This is a genomic window from Ensifer sesbaniae (assembly GCF_013283665.1).
GTDB lineage: Bacteria > Pseudomonadota > Alphaproteobacteria > Rhizobiales > Rhizobiaceae > Ensifer > Ensifer sesbaniae.
The window spans coordinates 3,230,136-3,249,914 of the sequence record NZ_JABEKU010000001.1 but is presented as its reverse complement, the minus strand read 5'-3'; the positions used below and the strand labels follow the sequence as shown (position 1 = coordinate 3,249,914).

Below are 19,779 nucleotides of genomic sequence, written 5' to 3'. Positions count from 1 at the left end.
GGTCTCAATCCTTGCTCAAGAGCCACTGCCGCAGGATGACGATCAGCATCGAATAGGCGAGCAGCAGTGCCAGAAGCACCAGCGCGATCGCCGAGGCGTAGCCGAAATCCAGCCGCTTGAAGGCCTGGGTGAAGATATAGCTGGCGACAATCTGGGTGCGGTCGGCCGGTCCGCCATTGGTCATGACGATGATCAGGTCGGCGAAATTGGAGATCCACACCGTGCGCAGCAGAATGGTGATGGCGATCGTCGGCGCAAGGAAGGGAAGCGTGATCGAAAGGAACCGCTGCACCGGGCCGGCGCCATCGATGCTCGCGGCCTCATAGAGATCGCGGGGGATAGCCTGGAGGGCGGCAAGAAGCGTGATCGCGAAGAAGGGAATGCCCCACCAGACATTGGCGACGATCGGGCCCCACATGGCAAGCTGGGGATCGGAGAGAATGTTGCTCGGCCCGCTCATGATGCCGAGGCCGAAGAGCCAGTGCGGCAGCGGACCGACGACCGGATTGAACAGCCAGGCCCAGTTGAGGCCGGCGAGGAAGCTCGGCACCGCCCAGGGCAGGAAGACGAGGGCCTGTGCCAGGCCGCGGCCATAGAAGGGCTTGTCGAGCAGCAGCGCCAGAATCAGGCCGAAGACGAATTGAAGGAGAACCGAGGCGCCGGTCCACCAGAGCGTGTTGCGCAGTGCCCTGTAGAAGGCCTGGTCCTCGGAGAGTGCCCGGAAATGATCGAGACCGACATAGGCACCGGAGAACGGGTTCAGGAGCTGGATGTCGCGAAAGGCGTAGGAGACGCCGAGCACCAGCGGCACCAACATGACCGTAACGATCAGGATCAGCGCCGGCGCGCTATAGAGATAGGGCGCGGCGCCATCGGCGATGCGCTTCATCAACGGCGTCCTGCTTTTGGGCAGGCCGCTTTGGCGGGCGACATAGTCCATCGATCGAATTTTCCCCTGTGCGGCCGCCGGTTGTTCGAGCGTGCCTATTTTCACGAATGAAAGGCCGGCGGCGGCAAGCCGCCGCCGGCCACAGGCTTACTTCTTGCTGGCCAGGAACTTCTGCTGTGCCTTGGTCAGGTAGTCCGCCCACTGGTTGGCAAGTTCCTCCGGCGTGATGTCGCCGAGCAGAGCTTCCTGGGTGGTCTTGATGGCGAGCGAATCCTTGAAGAAGGCGAATTCTTCGAGGTAGGTCGGCATGACCGTCAGCACGACGTCCTTGTCGGCGAGCTCGTCGAACCAGCCCTTGAACTGCGGGCTTGCATAGAAGGGGTCCTTCTCGGCCGACTTGTGCACCGGCAGCGCGCCGGTGCGCTTGTTCCACTCGATGTTGCCTTCCGGTCCTTCGAGCGTCTCGATCAGCTTCCAGGAGAGGTCCTTGTTCTGGCTGGCGGAGAGCATCGACCAGCCGGCGAAGCCGATGGTGGTGAAAGCCTTGCCGCTCGGGCCCTTCGGCATGGTGGTGACGCCGAAATCGTCGGGCTTCATGCGCTCGGCAATGGCGATCAGCGCGTCCGGATCCTGGTCGAGGAAGGCGCAGGTGCCGCTGTAGAAACCGGCGACAATTTCGTTGAAGCCCCAGTTTACGCTGTCCTTTGGAGCCAAACCCTTCTTGTAGAGGTCGATGACCCAGGTCAGGCCCTTGACCCAGCCTTCGCTGTTCATGGTCGAGGTGCCGTCCTCGTTGAAGAACTTGTTGCTCCCGGCCATGGTGGCGCCGAACATCACCCAGCCATTGAGGCCGCCAGGACCGCCGCGCAGGCAGTAGCCGGATTTGCCCGGAAGCTTGGAGACGGCTTCGGATGCCTTGACGAAATCGTCCATGGTCTTCGGCGGCTCGCTGACGCCGGCTTCCGACAAGAGCTTCTTGTTGTAGAACATCGCCCGCAGATAGAAGCCGTAGGGCAGCATATAGGCGGTATCGTTGACGTCACGGCCGAGTTCGAGCGCGCGTTCGGTGAGGCCGCCGGTGTGTTCCCACTTGGCGAGGTAGGGCTCGAGGCTTTCGAGCATGCCGTTGTTGGCGTAGAGCGACAGCCAGGTGTCGGGCATTTCCATCACGTCGGGCAGCTCGCCGGCGGAGACCATGGTGGCGAATTTCTGGAAGGCTTCGCCCCAGGGCAGCGAGATGATCTCGACCGTCGTGCCGGGGTTGGCCGCCTCGAACTTGGCGACGATCGACTTCAGCGTCTCGGTGCGCTCGGGGCTGGTGATCACCTCGACGAGCTTCAGCTTGGTGTCGGCGAGTGCGCTCCCGGCCATGAGGCTGGCGAGAAGCGTGGCAGTGATCAGTTTTTTCATGTCTGTTCCCTCTTTTCTTCGTTGGTTTGGTTCATAGTGGGGAGAGCGGGATCCGCATCCCGCTCCTGTCAGCCAGTCGAAGCGACGGCGAGCGCCGCCTCGATATCGCTCCAGAGGGCCTCCGTTCCCTCCAGGCCGACATGGAGCCGTACCGACCGCGGCGAAATGCCGAAGGCGGCCGCGGAATTGGGTTGAGCTTTCTGCGACAGCACGACTTCGCCCGGCACGATGAGGCTTTCATGTCCGCCCCAGGAAACGCCGAGCTTGAAGAGTTCGAGATGGTCCGCGAAACGCCTGACGTCGACGCCCTCGCGGAAGATGAAGGAGAACAGGCCCGAGGTGCCGGAAAGGCCTGGAGGCAGCGTGTTGCCGAGGCCGGGATGGCAGACCGTTTCGACCAGCGGATGGGCCTGCAGCCGCCGCGCGACTTCAAGCGCCGAGCGCTCATGCGACTTCATGCGGATCGGCAGGGTGCGCAGGCCGCGGATCAAGAGCCAAGCGTCGAAGGGCGAGAGCTTGCCGCCGAGATAGGGATAGGCCTCGGAGCGGATGCGGCCGATCAGTTCCTTCGATCCGGCGACGACACCGGCGACGACGTCCGAGTGGCCACTGAGATATTTGGACGCCGAATGGATGACGAGGTCGACGCCGAGCGAGATCGGCTGCTGGAAGATCGGACTTGCCCAACTGTTGTCGATCGCTGTGATGATGCCCTGGTCCTTGGCGAGGCGGGTAAGTGCGGCGACGTCATGGGTGTCCATCACCCAGCTCGTCGGGCTCTCCATGTAGAAGAGCTTGGCGCCGGGCAGGGCCTTCGCGACCGCTTCCTCGTCGCGGCCGTCGACATAGGTCACCTCGATCTTCATGCGCTTCAGATGCGTGCCGAACAGGCGGAAGGCATCGGGATAGACGTGGTTGACGGCGACGATGCGGTCGCCCGGCTCGACGAAGGAAAGCACGGTCGAGGAGATCGCCGACATGCCGCTGGCAAAACCGATCGCGTCCTCGCCGCCTTCGAGTTTCGCCAGCATCTCCTCGAACATGCGTACTGTCGGGTTGAGGCCGCGGGTATAGATCGGCCGCACGCGCTCACCCCGGTAGGAGGCGACCATGTCGTCGTAATCCTTGAAGGTGAAGAGCGAGGTCTGCACGATCGGCGGCACGACGGCATCGAAGGCGTGGCCTTCGTCATGCGCGACGATCAGCGAGGCGTGGTCGAACGGATCGAGGCCGTTGGTCATTTGGACATTTCCTTGATGTCTTCCTCGACGATCGCGAGGATTTTCAGCGTTTCTTCGCGCGCGGTGTCTGGATCTTGAGCCGCGATCGCGTTGAAGAGGGTGCGGTGGAAGGGGAAGGAGCGGCGGGCGAAGTCCGACCGGTCGAACGGTTCTTCCCAGAAGCGCTCGAAGGCCTCGCGCATCTGTTCGAGAAGCTGGCGGAACAGCGGATTGTGGGTGGCATCATAGATCGCCAGGTGAAAGGCGAGGTCTTCCGGACCCGAGGTGCCCTTGGCGATATGCACCCGCTCCATCTCGTTGAGCTTCGTTTCGATGATCTTCAGGTCTTCGTCGGTGCGTCGGCGGGCGGCGACCATGTTCGCCTCGACCTCGATGCCGCGGCGGACCTCGAGCGTCATCAAGAGCACGTCGCGCAGATGCGCGGCGTCGAGCGTGAGCGGCATATGGACGGTGGCGCCGGAGATCGTGCGCAAGAGATAGGTGCCGCTGCCCTTGCGTGCCTCCACGACGCCGAGCGCCTGGAAGTGGCGGATGACTTCGCGAATGGTGGAGCGGCCGACGGCCAGAGCCGTCATCAGCTCCCGTTCTGCCGGCAGGCGTTCGCCGGGTTTCAGGCCCGATTGTTCGATGTAGTCAGCCAACGCAGCAATGACCTGCTGGGCCCGGTCGGCCGGGGGCAGGGGCATCAGCGCCGCTCTTGCCGGTTCACTCATTCGGCTTCCTCCCAGAGGCCAAATTGGTCTGACATCTGAGCACTATGATCACGGCGGCGGTGGTCGTCAAGCGGGAACTGATAGACGCGCAGGTGTTGACCGCGCCCGCTCCCGGCGTAGACATGGAGGTAAGGAGCTGGTGATGATGAAATCGGAATGTTGGTTCGTGATTGCAGCCGTGTTCGGCGCGTTCTTCATCGTGGTGACGATCGCGGGCGAGGCCGAAGCACAGATGCGCACCAGAAAGGGCGAGTATTACGAGGGAATCCAGCGCAAGCCCTATGGCCATTACTGGATATGGCCGCCGGTCGAGCAGCGGGAGCCAGTCTATGGTCCTCGCCGCGGCAAGGAGGGTGCCGGAAGCGCGATGCCGAAGCCGCGCAAGCGACCGACCCAGTAGCCAGGCCGGCAGGGGAATAGGGCAAAGAAGAGCGGCGCCCGAAGGCGCCGCGAATTTCGTCAGCTCATTCCGTGTTCCGAAAAGTCGCGATTCCGACGGAAAACCGTTTCACACTTTTCCTGGAAGAGCCTTAGACCTTGGCGACGTGCACGTCGCGGGAGAGCGAGGAAAGAACCTCCGGCCCGTCTTCGCGCAGGATGACGATATCCTCGAGGCGGATGCCGAAGCGGCCGGGCAGGTAGATGCCGGGCTCGATCGAGAAGACCATGCCCTCTTCCAGCACGGTTTCCGAGGTTGCGGTGATGTAGGGCGGCTCATGGCCGTCGATGCCCATGCCGTGACCGGTGCGGTGCACGAAGTATTCGCCATAGCCCGCATCGCTGATCACCTTGCGGGCCGCAGCATCCACGTCCTTGGCGAGCACGCCGGGGCGCGCGGCTTTCATTGCCGCCTGCACGGCCTTTTCGACGATGGTGTGGATCTGGCCGTACCCCTCGGGCGCGCGGCCGACGATCGCCATGCGGGTGATGTCGCTCGGGAAGCCCTGCTTGCGGCCGCCGATATCGATCACGACGGCATCGCCTTCCTCGATCACCCGCTCGCTTGCCGAGTGATGCGGGAAAGCGCCGTTGCCGCCGGCGCCGACGATCCAGAAGGCCGGTGCCGCGCCTTCGGAGGAGAAATGCCCGCGGATTTCGGCTGCCAGTTCCTTCTCGGTCATGCCGGGACGGATCTTGGAAAACGCCGCCTGCATGGCGCGGTCGGCGATGCCGGCGTTCATCTTCAGGAGTTCGTATTCGGTTTTGTCCTTGCGCATGCGAAGGCTGCCAAGCGTTGCCGGCGTGAACTCGCGGGCGGTATCTTCCGGCAGGGCATCGATCAGCAGCAGCGCGAAATCGGCACGCATGGTTTCGTCGAGCACGACGCGGCCGGGCTTTTCGGCACCGATATCGGCGAGCGCCGCCGTCAGGGCAGCGGCCGGGCCCTCGTCATCGGCCCAGTTGTGGAAAGCGATGTCGGTGTGTTCGCGTGTGCCTTCGGCGTTGAGCGCCGGCATCAGGAAAGCCTCCCTTTCCGGGCCGATCAACAGCAGGCAGGGCCGCTCGTCCGGATGCGGATGGTAGCCGATCAGCCAATCCATGTGCGATCCGGGCGCCAATGCGATGAGACCGACATCGTTTTCGGCCATCTTGCGGCGGAGCGCGGCAAAACGGGCCTTGGTGAGTTCCGTCATGGGGTTTCCTGTCTTGTTGGAGGCAATGGGATGCCGAACGTCATTCACGTCGCTGGCCGACGGACGGGTGGAGGACAGCGCCGACCGGTTCGGCGCGAAGTGTGTCTATGAGGAATGCTCGAGGCCGGTGCAGGTGTTGCCCCGGGATACGGATCTCTGGCTCTTCAAGCGGTCTCCTCCCCCTCGAATGCACGCGCACAGGCTCGGAAAGCTGATCGCTTCCCGGCGCTATGCATTTGTATTTGCAAGACTTTGGTGCCGTGCTCCGGCATTGTCAATATAGAATTTTAGTCACACTAAAATTTGTGGATCTGCGGTGCCGGCGGCAGGTCAGGCGGCCAATCGCAGGAGACGCGCGACCGCCTGCTGGTCAAAGCCGCCGATGCCCTCCCTGATATCGGCAGCGATCGCATCGGCGACGGCCTCTTCGTCGCGCCGCCGAAGTGCCTCGATCGCTTCACGATGCCGGTCCACCACATAGAGTTCGGTGACGTGTTCCATGGCAATCCCGAGGATGGGGCCAAGCTGCAGCCAGACGCTTTCGATCAGCGGCATGGCGACCGGATCGGGGTTGGCCGTGTAGATCTTGCGGTGAAATGCCTGGTTGGCGATCAGTGCGGCCACCTTGTCGCCCCTGCGGATTTCCGTCTCGATACTGTCGTCGATTGCCGTGATATTTTCGATCTGGCGCTCGGAAAGATGGGCGACGGCCCGGCGGGCCGCATGGCTTTCGAGCGCGATGCGCAGCGAGATCAACTCCTCGAACCGGGCGGGCGTAATGTGCGGCACGACGATGCGGCGGTTTTCCAGGAACTGCAGCGCGCCGATCGAGGTCAACTGGCGCAGCGCCTCGCGCACGGGCGTCGGGCTGCTTTCGAGCGCTTCGGCAAGGCCGCGGATGGTGACAGAAGTGCCGGGCCGGAAGGCGCCAACCATGATCGCCTGGCGCAACCGGTTGAAGGCGTAGTCGTGCGTGGTCATGCCGTCGGGTCGCGCAAGTGGCGGCAAAACAAGGGGTTTCAAGTGTGCATGTCCTTCTGCCTAGTACACGGTGGGAGCGGGATGCGAGCGGAGAGCCGCATACACTTGCCGACGCCTCGCTCTACGTCACACGCCTGATAGCATTGCTCATGCTTGACTCCAACTCCTGAACTATGTCAACTTTCTGAAAATGTGATCACAAAAAGAGATTTGCGATATGTCGCTCGACGCGGAAGACCCCAGCGCATTCAAGGCATGGCTCGAGCAGAACGGGCCGATCGAGAGCATTCAAGCCGTCGTCTGCGACCTCAACGGCATCATGCGCGGCAAACGCGTTCCCGTGGAGCAGGCGGCGAAGGTCTTGGGCGGCGGCATCCGCATGCCGCTCTCGATCGTTGGCGTCGACGTCTGGGGTGAGGACATCATCAACAGCGAGCAGGTGTTTGCGAGCGGCGACCGCGACGGCATCTGCGGCGTCACCGGCCGCGGAGCGCTGCCGGTCAACTGGACCTCGCGGCCGAGCGCGCTGGTGCCGCTCTGGCTACAGCTCGAGGACGGCAAGCCGTTCCTTGCCGATCCGCGCCAGGCGCTGGCGGCGGTCGTGCGCGAATATCAGGAACTCGGCCTGCGCCCCGTCGTTGCGACCGAGTTGGAGTTCTACCTGATCGATCCGGAGCCGGACAGCGCGGTGCCGCCGATCTCGCCCTATACCGGCAAGCGGCTCGATTCCGACGCGATCCTCTCGATCGACGAGCTCGACGATTTCGGTGAGTTCTTCTCCGACGTCTACAAGGAGTGCGCCCGGCAGAACGTACCGGCGGACGCAGCGATCGCCGAGAACGGCATCGGCCAGTTCGAGATCAACCTGTTGCACACCGACGATCCGCTGAAGGCGGCCGACGACGCCATTTTCTTCAAGCGCATCGTCAAGGGTGTGGCGCGCAAGCACGGGCTTGCCGCCACCTTCATGGCGAAACCTTACGGCACGCGTTCGGGCAACGGCATGCACATCCATTTCAGCCTGCTCGACGAGGAGGGCAACAACGTCTTCAACGACGGCAGCGACGAAGGTTCGCCGGTGCTGAAGCACGCCGTTGCCGGCCTCTTGCGCGGCATGGCAGAGACGACCCTGCTTTTTGCGCCGCATTTCAATTCCTATCGGCGGCTGAGGCCCGACACGCATGCGCCCACGGCCGTCTGCTGGGGATACGAGAACCGCACATCGGCGATCCGCATTCCCGGCGGCAACCCCAATGCGCGCCGTATCGAACATCGTGTCGCCGGCGCGGATGCCAATCCCTATCTCGTTATCGCCGCGATCCTCGGCGCCGCACTCGTCGGCATCCGCAACAAGTGGAAGCCGCCGGCGCCGGTTTCGGGGCGCGCCTATTCAGCGGAGAAACTGTCCAAAATTCCCGCCGATTGGGGGCAAGCGGTCGATACCTTCGAGGCAGGACCGATTGCCGCCGAGATCTTCGACCCCGTGCTGCGCTCGATGCTGATCGCCTGCAAGCGCCAGGAGATCGCCGGCTTTGCCGAGCAGGTCACGGATTACGAATTCAGCGCCTATCTGGAAATCGTCTGATGCTTACCAAACAGAAATCCTATGCCGGCGACGGCAGCTATCCGACCAGCTACTACGCCGCTTCCCGCAATATCATCCGCACACCGGTCCGGCTTAAGGGTCGCGTCGAGACCGACATCTGCGTCGTCGGTGCCGGTTATTCCGGCCTGTCGACGGCGATCCATCTTGCCGAGAAGGGCTACAAGGTCGTCGTCGTCGAGGGCGCGCAGGTCGGCTGGGGGGCGTCGGGCCGCAATGGCGGCCAGGTCGTCAACGGCCTCAACGCCAGCCTGTCGACCATCCAGCGCCGCTACGGCGAGGATGCGGCGCGCTTCATCGGCGGGCTGGTGCAGGAGGGCGGCAAGATCATCCGCCGCCTCGTCAGCCAGTATCAGATCGACTGCGACCTGAAGCCGGGCAACATCTATGCCGCCTATACGCCTGCGCATATGAAGGAGCTCGAAGCCAAGCAGGCGCTCTGGCGCAAATACGGCATGGACGACCACCAGCTTCTCGACCGCGAAGCGCTCCGCAAGCTCGTCAAATCGGATGCCTATTGCGGCGGCATGCTCGATACGACCGGCGGCCACATGCATCCGCTCAATCTCGTGCTCGGCGAGGCGCGCGCATTCGAAAGCATCGGCGGGACCATCTATGAACAGTCGCCGGTGACGCGGGTCGACCACGAGGCGTCTCGGCCGACCGTCTACACTCAGAACGGCGAGGTTTCGGCGCGCATCGTCGTGCTTTGCGGCAATGCCTATCTCGGCGACGCGGTGCCGAAGCTCGTCTCGCGGGTTATGCCGGTCTCGACGCAGATAATCACGACGGCGCCGCTCGGCGAGGAACTGGCGCACGCGCTGATTCCGAGCGACATGTGCGTCGAGGACGTGCGTTACATCCTCGATTATTTCCGCCTCTCTGCCGACAAGCGGATGATCTTCGGCGGCGGCACCGTCTATGGCGGCACCGATCCGGCCGATGTGGTTGCGAAGCTCAAACCCAATCTCGAAAAGGTGTTCCCAGAGCTCAAGGGCGTGAAGATCGACTATGCCTGGAGCGGCAACTTCGCGCTCTCCTTCACCCGCGTGCCGCAGATGGGCCGGATCGGCTCCAATACCTACTTCGCCCACGGCTACAGTGGCCACGGCGTCACCGGTTCGCACCTTTTCGGCCGCACGCTCGCCGAGGCGATCGATGGCGACACCACGCGCTACGACGTCTTCGCGAAACTGCCCTGGTATCCATTCCCGGGCGGGCGGATGTTCCGCGCGCAATATTCGACGATCGGTTCCTGGTGGTACCAGTTCAAGGATGCGGTCGGATTGTAAGGCGAAAGACCGACGCCCCGCGAAGGAGTGGCTTGCCAGGAAGGCGCGCCCTTTGCGCGCGAGTCGGACAGTCGATTTCCCGCGGAGCGCAATTTCGCGTCGCCGGTCGTTGCGCTACTATCAAGCCTCTACTGCATGTTTCCTTAAATCGTCGCCGATTTAAGGAGAGAAACATGCAGCGATTCAAAGTGCTACAGCGACCTTTGCGCGTCTGAGAAGACGCGCGTCGCTGTAGGGCATCGGCCCGTCGGCTGGATGGGCCCGTTGCATCTTTGGCATGTGGCCAGTCCTTGGGAGTGACCGCATGCCAACGGATACCAAGGAGGGCCCGCATTCCCGCGGGCAAGGCAGGCGGGGAGCATTTGACTCCCGGTTGATCCTGGGAGGTCTCAGATGTTCGTGCGCTTTGGCTATGAGATCGGCATACGCTGTCCGCAACCGACTCCGATGATGACCTATCTTTCCGTAGTGCCCGAGCGGCGACGGACCCTTCGCCGCGAACATGGCCCGGTGTCTTCACCGCTGGTGAAGATGGAGCAGATCACTGATCCGCATGGCAACAATTGTCTGCGGATGACGGTGCCTGAAGGCGACTTCAAGCTGTCCTATGATGCAGTCATCGAGGACGATGGCAGGCTCGATGCCTCCGATCCGCTGGCCGAGGCGGTGCCGGTCGAAAATCTGCCGGCAGCGTGGCTGCCCTATCTCGCGGCGAGCCGCTATTGCGAAACGGACCGGCTTGGCGCGCTCGCCTGGCGGCTGTTTGGCGACGTGCCGCCGGGCTGGCAGCGCGTCCAGGCGATTTGCGACTATGTGCATGAGCGGCTCGTGTTCAGTTACGGCTATGCGCAGGCAATGCGAACGGCGCTCGAAGCCCATGAGGATCGCCTTGGCGTCAGCCGCGACTATGCGCATCTGGCGATAACCTTCTGCCGCTGCATGAACATGCCGGCGCGCTATGTGAACGGCTACATGGCCGATATCCCGGAGAGCGACAATCCGGCGCCGATGGACTTCAACGCCTGGTTCGAGGTCTTTCTCAGTGACCGGTGGCATACGTTCGACGCCAAGAACAACCAGCGGCGGGCGGGGCGCATTGCGGTGGCCCGCGGGCGCGACGCGGCGGATATTCCGCTGATCCAGACTTTCGGCAAGCATGAGCTGACGGCCTTCACCGTCTGGACCTGCGTCGAGACGGACAGCGCGCTGACGCGCTCGCATCGTGCCTCCGACGTTTCGCTGTTGACCCCGTGGTTCAGCGAGACCTGGTCGAAACATCTGCAGGAGCGCAAGCGCAACCGGCATTGAAGGCGCCGGTGTCGAACCGATTTTTTTACGGTTTGCGCCAATTGCGGAAAATAATATCTACAAACTCAATGGAGAATATAGGAGAACAAGACAGTCGATGGGCGCTGGCCCGCGCATGAACGGAGAGACGCGATGAACGCTGCTAAACCGATGGTCCAGTCCCGATACACGCTTTATGCAACCGCACCTCAGCGCCGGCCGCTTGTCCACCTAGTTCCGCACGCGATCGCCATCCTTGCCGCCTTTTCCTTTGTCAGCGCCATTGTCTTTGGCGCCATCTGATCTCCCGCCGTTATCAGCCGAGCCGCGACAGATGCTCGTGCACGGCAATCCATTCGCCTGAAGATTCCCGTTGGAACACGATCGTTTCCCGCTCGTCGGCGGTCGCGGGCTTGCCATTGAACTCCAGCTCGGTGTCGACGCGGTGCGTGAAGACTGCGACATTGCCGATCACCTGGACATGCCGCTCGCTCGACCGGCAGGCGCGCACGCGAAAACCATCCCGCTTCTCCCAAAGCGACCATTCCGCCTCGTATTCCGCCCGGCTCAAGAGTGGCCGGTTGAGTGTGTGGAAGATGAAGGTGGCGTTGGGCGCGAAGGCTGAGAAATAGGCGACACGGTCGTGCTGCGCAAAGGCGGCAACCAGCCCGTCGGCGGCGGCGAGCACCGACTGTTCGAGATCTTGCATCCGATTCCCTTTGTTTTTCCGCGGAGCGAGGTTCGCTCCGGTTCGTGTTCTCGTGAGGCGAGCGGGCTCAGCGTGCGGCGATCAGCGTCGCCAGCGGCCGGTTCTGACGGGAAACGCGCGCCTTCAGGTCGTCGAGCGACATCGTCTCGCGCTTGGCGAACTCAGTGAACATCATGTTGAGATTGTTGAAGAACATCTCGCCGACCGCTTCGACATCGACATCAATGGCGACGACTCCTTTGGCCTTCAGCTTGAGGATGAGGGTCGAGATCTGTTCGCAGAGCCGGCGATCGAGTTCGGTGTAGCGTTTGCTGAACGGGCTTTCCGGCTGCTGGATGGCGATCGCCATGGCCGTGCGCCACATCTCCTTGCTGAGATAATAGAGCGAGTGGTCGTAATATTCGCCGATCAGCGCATCGAGCGCGCCCATGACGGAGGCGGGCGGATTGTCGACGATCGAGCGACCCGCGGCAAGCACTTCCTCGACTTCCATCGACACGGTGGCGAGCAGGATGTCGCCCTTGTTTTCATAGTAGTTGTAGAAGGTTCCGACCGAGATCTCGGCGCGCTCGGCAATGTCCTCGATGCGCGCGCTGTCATAGCCGACCTCGCGAAAAAGCGCGGCGGCGGCGTCGAGAATACGCCGGTTCCGATCGGCCTTTTGCCGTGCGCGCAGTCCCGTCATCTGATGTTTCCCCGAATTATGAATTGGTTCAAAATTGAGATTGACTTAAAAAATGAATTCATTCAATCTTTTTTTGAAGACGCCGGAACGAGCGTCAAAACAAGAGGGCAACAGCATGATGCAGTCAGTTCGTGACGGTGCGCGCCTGCGCCGTTTTTTCTCCTCCACGGCGGCCATCGCCATCGCCGCGCTGTCGACGGCCGCAGCGCCCGCGCCGGCTTTTGCCCAGGAAGAGCTCAACGCGCTCGTCTGGTGCGACCACACCGATCCGGTACTGCTGGAACCATTCGAGAAGGCCAACGACGTCAAGGTGAACGTCAAGGTCTATGAGGGCACCGGGGCGGGGCTCTCGATCCTCGACCAATCGCAGCCGGGCGACTGGGATGTGCTCGTCATCGATGGCGTCGACGTTCATCGTGCTATCGACCTCGACCTGCTCGCCGAAATGCCGGCAGATGGGCTGCCGACCGCCGACATCTTCCCGGAAGTGCGCATGGAGGCGAACAACACCAAGGACGGCAAGATCTACGCCGTCACCGAGAAGTTCGGCTACAACACGATTTCCTACGACAAGACCAAGGTCGACCCGAAGGACATGCAGGACCTGTCGATCATCTGGTCGGACAAGTACAAGGGCCGCATCGCGCTCTATGATTATTACCTGCCGATGATCGGTCTCGTCGGCCTCGGGCTCGGCAAGAAGACCGCCGAACTCAGCGAAGCGGACATGCCGGCGATCAAGGAAAAGCTGGCGGCGATGCGCGCCGTGTCGAAGCAGGTGAGCGACGTCGTCTCCTCGCAGACGGCGCTTGCGACCGGCGAGGTCGACATTCTCGTCGGCGGCGGCGAGTGGATCACCGCCGTTCTCTCCGCCGACAAGCCGAGCCTCGACTGGACCATTCCCGAACAGGGCGCGGTACGCTGGGCGCAGTCGATCGGCGTGATGAAGGATTCGACCAAGCAGGACCTGGCGCTGAAATTCGTGCAGTACATCCTGAGCCCCGAGGGCCAGGCACGGCTTGCCACCTCTTCCTGCTACTGGGCGATGCCGGCCAATGCCAGGGCGGACGAGCACCTCACCGACCAGCAGAAGGCGGCGCTGCGCTTCGACCAGCAGGCGGAATATCTGAAGAAGACGCAGCTTTACCCGATCCCGTCGGCCGAACTCGACCAGCAGTTCCAGGATGCCTGGACCGAAATGCTGCAGCAGTAATCATGGATGCGGGCGCGATTAACGCCGCGCCCGCCTGATCTTCGTTGTGAGCCGCTGCGGCGGCGCGGGGGCAAATCATGCCCGCAACCCTTGAGCCCGGGATAGCCATGGCAGACGCCGGAACCTTGAGATCAGCGACAGCGCTCGAAGACGCGGACCGACGCAAGGCTTGGGGCTTCGTCGCGCCGGCGCTTTTGTGGACCTTGGCCTTCTTCGTCGTGCCTTTTGCCTTCATGGCTGCCATGAGCCTCTGGAAGCGGGAAGGGCGGGATCTCGTCCGCATCTGGAACTTCGACAACTACGTGCGTTTCTTCTCCGAGAACGCGTTGTTCCAAGGGCTCGTCAATTCGCTCGAAATCACCGTGATCGTCACCGTGATTTCGGTGCTGCTCGCCTATCCGCTGGCCTGGATCATCGCCGAGCGCGTGCCGAAGCGGCTGCAGCGCCTGGCACTGATCCTGGCGATCCTGCCGTTCTGGACCTCCTATGTGGTGCGCTCCTATTCCTGGCTGCTGGTCTTGTCGAAGAACGGCGTCATTAACCAGATGTTCATGAGCATCGGGCTGATTTCCGAGCCGCTGGAGCTGGCCAGTACCCGCACGGCGACGGTTATCGGTTTCGTGCATTTCTTCGTCATGCTCTTGACGCTGACGATCTATTCCAACCTGATCCAGCTATCGCCGAACTACCGCCGCGCGGCCGCCGATCTCGGCGCCAATGCCTTCCAGACCTTCTGGCACGTGGTGCTGCCGCTGACGCTCCCCGGCATCATGACAGGCGCCTTCCTCACCTTCGTGCTCTGCATTGGCGACTACGTCACGCCACAGATCCTCGGCGGCAACAACGAGCTGGTGCTGCCGCAGATCATCATGCTGCAGCTCGGGCGCCGGGCGGATTTCCCGATGGCTGCCGCATTGTCGATCGTGCTGATGCTGGCCGTCACCTTCGCCTACGTGGCCTGCGCCCGCTGGCTGAAGATCGAGAGGGCCTGACGATGCTGCGCCGGATCTTCGCAAACGTTCTCTCCTGGACCTACCTCGTCCTCGTCTACGCCTTCATCTTCCTGCCGGTCGCCGTGCTGGTGCTCTTCTCCTTCCAGGATGGCCGCCTGCCGGTGCCGCCCTTCAATGGGTTCTCGCCGCAATGGTACGAGGCGGTCTTCGTCGACCGCAAGCTGATGGCAGCACTCGGCAATTCGCTCATCGTCGCGCTCGTCTCCTCCGTCATCTCGGTACTGCTCGGCTTCCTTGCCGCCTATGCGCTGGCGCGCTACAAGCTGCCGGGCTCGGCGCTGCAGCGGGGACTGCTGATCGCGCCGATGACGGTCAGCTACCTGATCATCGCGCTCGGCCTGCTGTCGCTCATGAACGCGCTCCATATCCCGCTGTCGCTGATGACGGTCGGCATCGGCCATGTAGTGATCAACCTGCCGCTCTGCTTTGCCATCATCTATGCTTCGATGGGCGATCATCACATCAATATCGAGCGGGCGGCGCGCGACCTCGGCGCCAGCGATTTCAAGGTGATGGCGCTGGTGACCGCGCCGATGCTGATGCCCTCGATCCTCGCCGCCTTCTTCCTCTCCGTCACCTTCAGCTGGGACGAGTTCATCATCGCCTTCCTGCTGTCGCGCTTCGACGTGACTCTGCCGGTTGAGATCTGGAGCATGCTACGCTCCGGCCTCAACCCCAAGACCAATGCCATCGGCTCGCTGGTGTTTCTAGCCTCGGTGGCCGTGCTGCTCATCCTCGAGCTTTCCCTGTTCGGAAGGACGAAAAAGTCATGACCGCTCCCGTCTCGATCGAAACCGTCAGCAAGATCTTCGGTGCCTTCACGGCCCTCGACGCGGTCTCGCTCGATATCCGCGCCGGCGAATTCATCGTGCTGCTCGGACCTTCCGGCTGCGGCAAGACCACGTTGCTCTCGATCCTCGGCGGCTTCCTGTCGCCGACTTCCGGTCGCGTAACGATCGGCGGGCAGGACATGACCTACGTTGTTCCGTCGAAGCGCCCGACGACGACGATGTTCCAGGACTATGCGCTGTTTCCGCATATGCGCCTCGTCGACAATGTCGGCTTCGGGCTCAGGATGCGCGGCCTTGCCAGGGCCGAGCGTGACGAGAAGGCGCTCGGTTTCCTCGATCTCGTCGGGCTGAAGGCGTCCGCCGGCAAGAGGCCGCACGAGCTTTCCGGCGGTCAGCGCCAGCGCGTGGCGCTTGCCCGCGCGCTTGCCGTCGATCCCGACGTGCTGCTTCTCGACGAGCCGCTCGGCGCGCTGGACCTGAAACTCCGCCGCCAGATGCAGGACGAGCTGAAGGCGATCCAGAAGCGCGTCGGCACGACCTTCGTGCACGTCACTCACGACCAGGAAGAGGCGATGGCGATCGCCGACCGCATCGTGGTGATGAACCAGGGGCGGATCGAGGATTTCGGTCCGCCGTCGCAGATCTACATGCGGCCGCGCTCGCTGTTTTCGGCGGGATTCATGGGCGAGGTCAATTTCGTTTCGGGGCGCGTCGCGGCGGCGGATGCGAGTTCCGCCAAGGTCGAAACCGCGCTCGGCAGCCTGGCGCTTCCGGCTGATAATTTCACTGCATCCGCGCCGAAGGCCGGCGACCGCATCACGCTCACCATCCGTCCGGAGCATTTCCGCGCTGACGATCGGGCGGAAGGGCCGACCGTGACGCTCGGCGAAGCGCGCGTTGCGGGCAGCGCCTTCTTCGGCACGCATTATCGCTGCCATCTGCAGCCATGCGCCACGGATACCCGAGCCCTAGTCGCTCATCTGCCGCAATCGGCAAGCGTGCGCGAGGGTGAGATCGTGCCGCTTGCCGTGCGCGCCGCCGACGTCGTAGCCTTGCCCGCCACAGGACATGCGTAGCGCGATGCGGAGAATTGCCCCTCAGGACTGGTACCGGGTGAGACGGCTCGACGACGATGTCACCGCCATCGACGAGCCCTATATCCAGGAATTCTATCGCTGCAACATCTGGCATGTGCGCGGCCGCGACCGCGACATGCTCGTCGATAGCGGCATGGGCGTCGTGTCGCTCAGAGAATGGGTGCCGCTCGTCACCGAGCGTGCCCTGACCGCCGTCGCCAGTCACACCCATTTCGATCACATCGGCTGCCATCACGAATTCGACTGCCGCTGTGTGCATGCTGCCGAGGCGGATCTTCTGGCGCACCCGACGCGCAAGAATACGCTCGCCGATCCCTATGTCGCCGACGAGATCTTCGACGCGCTGCCGCCCGAACCCTATGCTTCCACCACCTATGCGGTAAAGGCGGCGCCGGCGACGCGGCTCTTGGAAGATGGCGACCACATCGATCTCGGCGACCGGGTCTTCGAGGTCATCCACACGCCCGGCCATTCGCCCGGCGGTATTGCGCTTTTCGAGGCGAAGACCGGTATCCTGTTCTCCGGCGATATCCTCTACGATGGGCCGCTGATCGAGGACACCTATCATTCCAATGCCGGCGACTATCTGGCGTCGATGGAACGCCTGCTTACGATCCCCGCACGTATCGTTCACGGCGGACATTTTCCGAGCTTTTCCGGCGAGCGCTACAGAGCGCTGATCCGCGACTGGCTTGCTGAAAAACAAAAGACAAACTGACGGGAAGGAGGAGCGAATGCTCGACAAACGCAAGTTCTACATCAACGGCGCCTGGGTGGATCCGGTCGTTGCCAACGACCTGGAGGTCTTGAACCCCGCGACTGAAAAGCCTGTTGCGGTGATCTCGATGGGCACCGCCGAGGATATCGATCGCGCGGTAGCCGCCGCCAAGAAGGCCTTTGCAGCCTATAGCCAAACAAGCGTCGAGGAGCGGCTGGCGCTGCTCGAAAAACTGCTCGCCGTCTACAAGCGCCGCTACGACGAGATGGTCGACACGATCACCATGGAACTCGGTGCGCCGAAGACTATGACCCGCGAGCAGCAGGCCGATGTCGGCGTCGGTCACCTCCAGGGCTTCATCGACGCGCTGAAGCGTCTGAAGACCCGCGACCGGCTGCCGAACGGCGACGTGATCCTGCGCGAGCCGATCGGTGTCTGCGGGCTGATCACACCCTGGAACTGGCCGATCAACCAGATCGCCCTGAAGGTGGTGCCGGCGCTGGCGACCGGCTCGACCTGCATCCTGAAGCCGAGCGAATTCACGCCGCTGAACGCCATGCTCTATGCGGAGATGGTGCATGAGGCGGGCTTCCCGGCCGGTGTCTTCAACCTCGTCAATGGCGACGGCATCCATGCCGGTGCCGCACTGTCGAAGCATCCCGACATCGACATGATGTCGTTCACCGGCTCGACCCGCGCCGGCATCGCCGTCAGCAAGGATGCGGCCGAGACCGTCAAGCGCGTGACGCTCGAGCTTGGCGGCAAGTCGCCGAACATCGTCTTTGCCGATGCCGATCTCGAAGATCGCGTCACCGGCAGCGTGCTGGAATGCTTCAACAATTCCGGCCAGTCCTGCGATGCCCCGACCCGCATGCTGGTGGAGCGCAGCGTCTACGACAAGGTGGTCGAGATCGCCAAGCGCGTCGGCAAAGAGGCGAAGGTGGGCGATCCGACCAAGGAAGGCAGCCATATCGGCCCGCTCGTCAGCCATATCCAGTTCGGCCGGGTGCAGGCGCTGATCGAGGCGGGTATCGCCGAAGGTGCGCGTCTTCTCGTCGGCGGTGCCGGCAAGCCCGAAGGCTTCGAGACCGGTTACTTCGTCAAGCCGACGATTTTTGCCGACGTCAACAACGACATGCGCATCGCTCGCGAAGAGGTTTTCGGTCCGGTGCTTGCGATCATTCCCTTCGACACCGAGGAGGAAGCGATCGCGATCGCCAACGACACCAACTACGGTCTTGCTGCCTATGTGCAGACGGGCGACCCGAAGCGCGCGGAGCGCGTCGCCGCGCGCCTGCGCGCCGGCATGGTGCACATCAACGGCGGGCCGCACCGTTATGGCAGCCCGTTCGGTGGCTACAAGCAGTCGGGCAATGGCCGCGAAGGCGGTATCTTCGGGCTCGAGGACTTCCTCGAAGTGAAGACCATCCACGTTCCGGACGCCACCTGAGCAAGGCATAACGCCCCTTGAAAGGCGGCCGTCGCAACCCGCGGCGGCCGTTTTTCTTTCAGGCCTCGACGCACAAGGACTGTCGCTGGCTGCCTGCATCTGCCCGCCTCAGACGACGCTCCTTTCCGGATGCCTCCCGTGACCCACGCACATCATTCCTCCGCCCACAATCGCGTCGCCATGGCGGCATTCCTCATCGGCGGCGCTGCGATCGGTGGCTCGCCAATCTTCGTGCGGCTGTCGGAGGTGGGGCCGCTGGCGACCGCCTTCTGGCGCGTCGCGCTGGCCTTGATCCCGCTGCTCGCCTGGACCTGGTTCCGTCCTGAGGGTGCTGGCGGGCGGCGACCGGAAAAGCTGTCGGAATATGCGCTCTTGATCCTGCCCGGCGTATTTCTCGCGATCGATCTCGGCGCCTGGCACTATGCGCTGACCAAGACATCCGTCGCCAACGCCACGCTTCTCGCCAATCTCCGTTTTTGTGACGCTTGCGAGTTGGCTGCTGTTTCGCGCGCGGATCAGCGCCATTTTTGCGATCGGCCTCACAACGGCAGTCGCGGGCGTGGTGATCCTCAAGGGCGGGCCGATGGCGCTCGGCGAGGGTAATCTACTGGGCGACGGCATCGCCGTCGTCGCGGCCATGTTCTATGCCGGCTATATCCTGGCGATCGGCCGGCTGCGCAGCCTGTTCAGCACTGTGCGCATCATGATCTGGAGTACGGCCTCGGCGGCGATCTGCATGCTGCCGATGGCAGTGCTCTTCGAGCCGTCGCTTTTGCCGCCGACCGCCTTCGGCTGGGCGATGCTCTTCGGCCTCGCCTTCGTCAGCCATGCCGGCGGGCAGGTGGCGATCACCTATGCGCTCGCCTATTTGCCGCCCGCCTTTTCGTCGCTGACCCTGCTCTTGCAGCCGGTCGTGGCGGCGATCCTGGCCTGGATCCTGCTTGCCGAGCCGGTCGGGCTGATGCAGGCGATCGGCGGGGCGATCGTCCTTCTCGGCATCCTGATCGCGCGGCGAGGATAACGCCGCGCGCTTTCTTCAGAGCAATTCCAGAA

At 63.0% G+C, this 19,779-nt stretch carries 19 protein-coding genes and 1 pseudogene; 12 read left to right on the top strand and 8 right to left on the bottom strand.

What is annotated here, in order from left to right; translation table 11 throughout:
• Positions 1–4: 4 nt before the first annotated feature.
• The 4 genes from BHMPCIPO_RS15850 to BHMPCIPO_RS15835 form a co-directional block, all read right to left on the bottom strand.
• Positions 5–940: a carbohydrate ABC transporter permease gene (locus BHMPCIPO_RS15850; RefSeq protein ID WP_173517650.1), complete on the bottom strand. Its 936-nt coding sequence runs from the start codon at positions 938–940 to the stop codon at positions 5–7.
• A 96-nt stretch (positions 941–1,036) separates the two neighbouring features.
• The gene (locus BHMPCIPO_RS15845; protein ID WP_173517649.1) at positions 1,037–2,299 is read right to left on the bottom strand and encodes an ABC transporter substrate-binding protein; all 1,263 of its coding nucleotides are present in this window, start codon (positions 2,297–2,299) and stop codon (positions 1,037–1,039) included.
• Positions 2,300–2,367: 68 nt separating this feature from the next.
• A complete protein-coding gene (locus tag BHMPCIPO_RS15840) occupies positions 2,368–3,540 on the bottom strand; it encodes a PLP-dependent transferase (RefSeq protein WP_173517648.1) in 1,173 nt (390 codons plus the stop codon).
• Positions 3,537–4,253: a FadR/GntR family transcriptional regulator gene (locus BHMPCIPO_RS15835; protein WP_173517647.1), complete on the bottom strand. Its 717-nt coding sequence runs from the start codon at positions 4,251–4,253 to the stop codon at positions 3,537–3,539. Before BHMPCIPO_RS15835 ends, BHMPCIPO_RS15840 begins: the two co-directional genes overlap by 4 nt.
• A gap of 142 nt (positions 4,254–4,395) precedes the next feature.
• Between BHMPCIPO_RS15835 and BHMPCIPO_RS15830 the strand changes: the two genes are divergently transcribed.
• A complete protein-coding gene (locus BHMPCIPO_RS15830) occupies positions 4,396–4,653 on the top strand; it encodes a hypothetical protein (RefSeq protein WP_173517646.1) in 258 nt (85 codons plus the stop codon).
• Positions 4,654–4,783: 130 nt separating this feature from the next.
• Here BHMPCIPO_RS15830 and BHMPCIPO_RS15825 read toward each other — a convergent pair whose 3' ends face one another.
• Both BHMPCIPO_RS15825 and BHMPCIPO_RS15820 read right to left on the bottom strand, forming a co-directional pair.
• On the bottom strand, positions 4,784–5,887 hold the full coding sequence (locus tag BHMPCIPO_RS15825) for a M24 family metallopeptidase (RefSeq protein WP_173517645.1): 1,104 nt from the start codon (positions 5,885–5,887) through the stop codon (positions 4,784–4,786).
• A 330-nt stretch (positions 5,888–6,217) separates the two neighbouring features.
• Entirely contained in the window at positions 6,218–6,910 is a 693-nt protein-coding gene (locus tag BHMPCIPO_RS15820; protein WP_173517644.1) for a GntR family transcriptional regulator, read from the bottom strand.
• Between the two features lie 175 nt (positions 6,911–7,085).
• Here BHMPCIPO_RS15820 and BHMPCIPO_RS15815 point away from each other — a divergent pair, with 175 nt between their 5' ends.
• The 4 genes from BHMPCIPO_RS15815 (at position 7,086) to BHMPCIPO_RS15800 (ending at position 11,353) form a co-directional block, all read left to right on the top strand.
• Entirely contained in the window at positions 7,086–8,453 is a 1,368-nt protein-coding gene (locus BHMPCIPO_RS15815) for a glutamine synthetase family protein (RefSeq protein ID WP_173517643.1), read from the top strand.
• Complete coding sequence (locus tag BHMPCIPO_RS15810) at positions 8,450–9,763, top strand: NAD(P)/FAD-dependent oxidoreductase (RefSeq protein WP_173518192.1); 1,314 nt, start codon at positions 8,450–8,452, stop codon at positions 9,761–9,763. The genes BHMPCIPO_RS15815 and BHMPCIPO_RS15810 overlap by 4 nt, the downstream gene beginning before the upstream one ends.
• Before the next feature lie 393 nt (positions 9,764–10,156).
• The gene (locus BHMPCIPO_RS15805) at positions 10,157–11,071 is read left to right on the top strand and encodes a transglutaminase-like domain-containing protein (RefSeq protein WP_173517642.1); all 915 of its coding nucleotides are present in this window, start codon (positions 10,157–10,159) and stop codon (positions 11,069–11,071) included.
• Positions 11,072–11,203: 132 nt separating this feature from the next.
• Positions 11,204–11,353: a hypothetical protein gene (locus BHMPCIPO_RS15800; protein ID WP_173517641.1), complete on the top strand. Its 150-nt coding sequence runs from the start codon at positions 11,204–11,206 to the stop codon at positions 11,351–11,353.
• Between the two features lie 13 nt (positions 11,354–11,366).
• On the opposite strand, the gene BHMPCIPO_RS15795 is transcribed toward BHMPCIPO_RS15800, so the two are convergent.
• Both BHMPCIPO_RS15795 and BHMPCIPO_RS15790 read right to left on the bottom strand, forming a co-directional pair.
• Complete coding sequence (locus BHMPCIPO_RS15795) at positions 11,367–11,759, bottom strand: YybH family protein (RefSeq protein WP_173517640.1); 393 nt, start codon at positions 11,757–11,759, stop codon at positions 11,367–11,369.
• Between the two features lie 67 nt (positions 11,760–11,826).
• Positions 11,827–12,444, bottom strand: coding sequence for a TetR/AcrR family transcriptional regulator (locus BHMPCIPO_RS15790; RefSeq protein ID WP_173517639.1), 618 nt, complete (start codon positions 12,442–12,444; stop codon positions 11,827–11,829).
• A 115-nt stretch (positions 12,445–12,559) separates the two neighbouring features.
• On the opposite strand from BHMPCIPO_RS15790, the gene BHMPCIPO_RS15785 reads away from it, so the two are divergent.
• From BHMPCIPO_RS15785 to BHMPCIPO_RS15755, 7 genes and pseudogenes are all read left to right on the top strand, one after another.
• Positions 12,560–13,657, top strand: coding sequence for an ABC transporter substrate-binding protein (locus BHMPCIPO_RS15785; protein ID WP_173517638.1), 1,098 nt, complete (start codon positions 12,560–12,562; stop codon positions 13,655–13,657).
• A gap of 77 nt (positions 13,658–13,734) precedes the next feature.
• Entirely contained in the window at positions 13,735–14,649 is a 915-nt protein-coding gene (locus tag BHMPCIPO_RS15780) for an ABC transporter permease (protein WP_246304329.1), read from the top strand.
• Positions 14,650–14,651: 2 nt separating this feature from the next.
• Positions 14,652–15,443, top strand: a complete 792-nt coding sequence (locus BHMPCIPO_RS15775; RefSeq protein ID WP_173517637.1) for an ABC transporter permease — start codon at positions 14,652–14,654, stop codon at positions 15,441–15,443.
• Positions 15,440–16,537, top strand: a complete 1,098-nt coding sequence (locus BHMPCIPO_RS15770) for an ABC transporter ATP-binding protein (RefSeq protein ID WP_173517636.1) — start codon at positions 15,440–15,442, stop codon at positions 16,535–16,537. The genes BHMPCIPO_RS15775 and BHMPCIPO_RS15770 overlap by 4 nt, the downstream gene beginning before the upstream one ends.
• 4 nt (positions 16,538–16,541) lie before the next feature.
• A complete protein-coding gene (locus tag BHMPCIPO_RS15765) occupies positions 16,542–17,276 on the top strand; it encodes an MBL fold metallo-hydrolase (protein ID WP_173517635.1) in 735 nt (244 codons plus the stop codon).
• A gap of 16 nt (positions 17,277–17,292) precedes the next feature.
• Entirely contained in the window at positions 17,293–18,726 is a 1,434-nt protein-coding gene (locus BHMPCIPO_RS15760; RefSeq protein WP_173517634.1) for an aldehyde dehydrogenase family protein, read from the top strand.
• 129 nt (positions 18,727–18,855) lie between these two features.
• Positions 18,856–19,747: pseudogene (locus BHMPCIPO_RS15755) on the top strand (DMT family transporter).
• The last annotated feature ends 32 nt before the right edge of the window (positions 19,748–19,779 follow it).

Coding starts and splice junctions, on each gene's coding strand:
- BHMPCIPO_RS15835 (WP_173517647.1), bottom strand. CDS start 4,253: ATGAGTGAACCGGCAAGAGCGGCGCTGATGCCCCTGCCCCCGGCCGAC.
- BHMPCIPO_RS15770 (WP_173517636.1), top strand. CDS start 15,440: ATGACCGCTCCCGTCTCGATCGAAACCGTCAGCAAGATCTTCGGTGCC.
- BHMPCIPO_RS15825 (WP_173517645.1), bottom strand. CDS start 5,887: ATGACGGAACTCACCAAGGCCCGTTTTGCCGCGCTCCGCCGCAAGATG.
- BHMPCIPO_RS15815 (WP_173517643.1), top strand. CDS start 7,086: ATGTCGCTCGACGCGGAAGACCCCAGCGCATTCAAGGCATGGCTCGAG.
- BHMPCIPO_RS15795 (WP_173517640.1), bottom strand. CDS start 11,759: ATGCAAGATCTCGAACAGTCGGTGCTCGCCGCCGCCGACGGGCTGGTT.
- BHMPCIPO_RS15850 (WP_173517650.1), bottom strand. CDS start 940: ATGGACTATGTCGCCCGCCAAAGCGGCCTGCCCAAAAGCAGGACGCCG.
- BHMPCIPO_RS15760 (WP_173517634.1), top strand. CDS start 17,293: ATGCTCGACAAACGCAAGTTCTACATCAACGGCGCCTGGGTGGATCCG.
- BHMPCIPO_RS15775 (WP_173517637.1), top strand. CDS start 14,652: ATGCTGCGCCGGATCTTCGCAAACGTTCTCTCCTGGACCTACCTCGTC.
- BHMPCIPO_RS15780 (WP_246304329.1), top strand. CDS start 13,735: ATGCCCGCAACCCTTGAGCCCGGGATAGCCATGGCAGACGCCGGAACC.
- BHMPCIPO_RS15805 (WP_173517642.1), top strand. CDS start 10,157: ATGTTCGTGCGCTTTGGCTATGAGATCGGCATACGCTGTCCGCAACCG.
- BHMPCIPO_RS15785 (WP_173517638.1), top strand. CDS start 12,560: ATGATGCAGTCAGTTCGTGACGGTGCGCGCCTGCGCCGTTTTTTCTCC.
- BHMPCIPO_RS15765 (WP_173517635.1), top strand. CDS start 16,542: ATGCGGAGAATTGCCCCTCAGGACTGGTACCGGGTGAGACGGCTCGAC.
- BHMPCIPO_RS15790 (WP_173517639.1), bottom strand. CDS start 12,444: ATGACGGGACTGCGCGCACGGCAAAAGGCCGATCGGAACCGGCGTATT.
- BHMPCIPO_RS15845 (WP_173517649.1), bottom strand. CDS start 2,299: ATGAAAAAACTGATCACTGCCACGCTTCTCGCCAGCCTCATGGCCGGG.
- BHMPCIPO_RS15840 (WP_173517648.1), bottom strand. CDS start 3,540: ATGACCAACGGCCTCGATCCGTTCGACCACGCCTCGCTGATCGTCGCG.
- BHMPCIPO_RS15800 (WP_173517641.1), top strand. CDS start 11,204: ATGAACGCTGCTAAACCGATGGTCCAGTCCCGATACACGCTTTATGCA.
- BHMPCIPO_RS15830 (WP_173517646.1), top strand. CDS start 4,396: ATGATGAAATCGGAATGTTGGTTCGTGATTGCAGCCGTGTTCGGCGCG.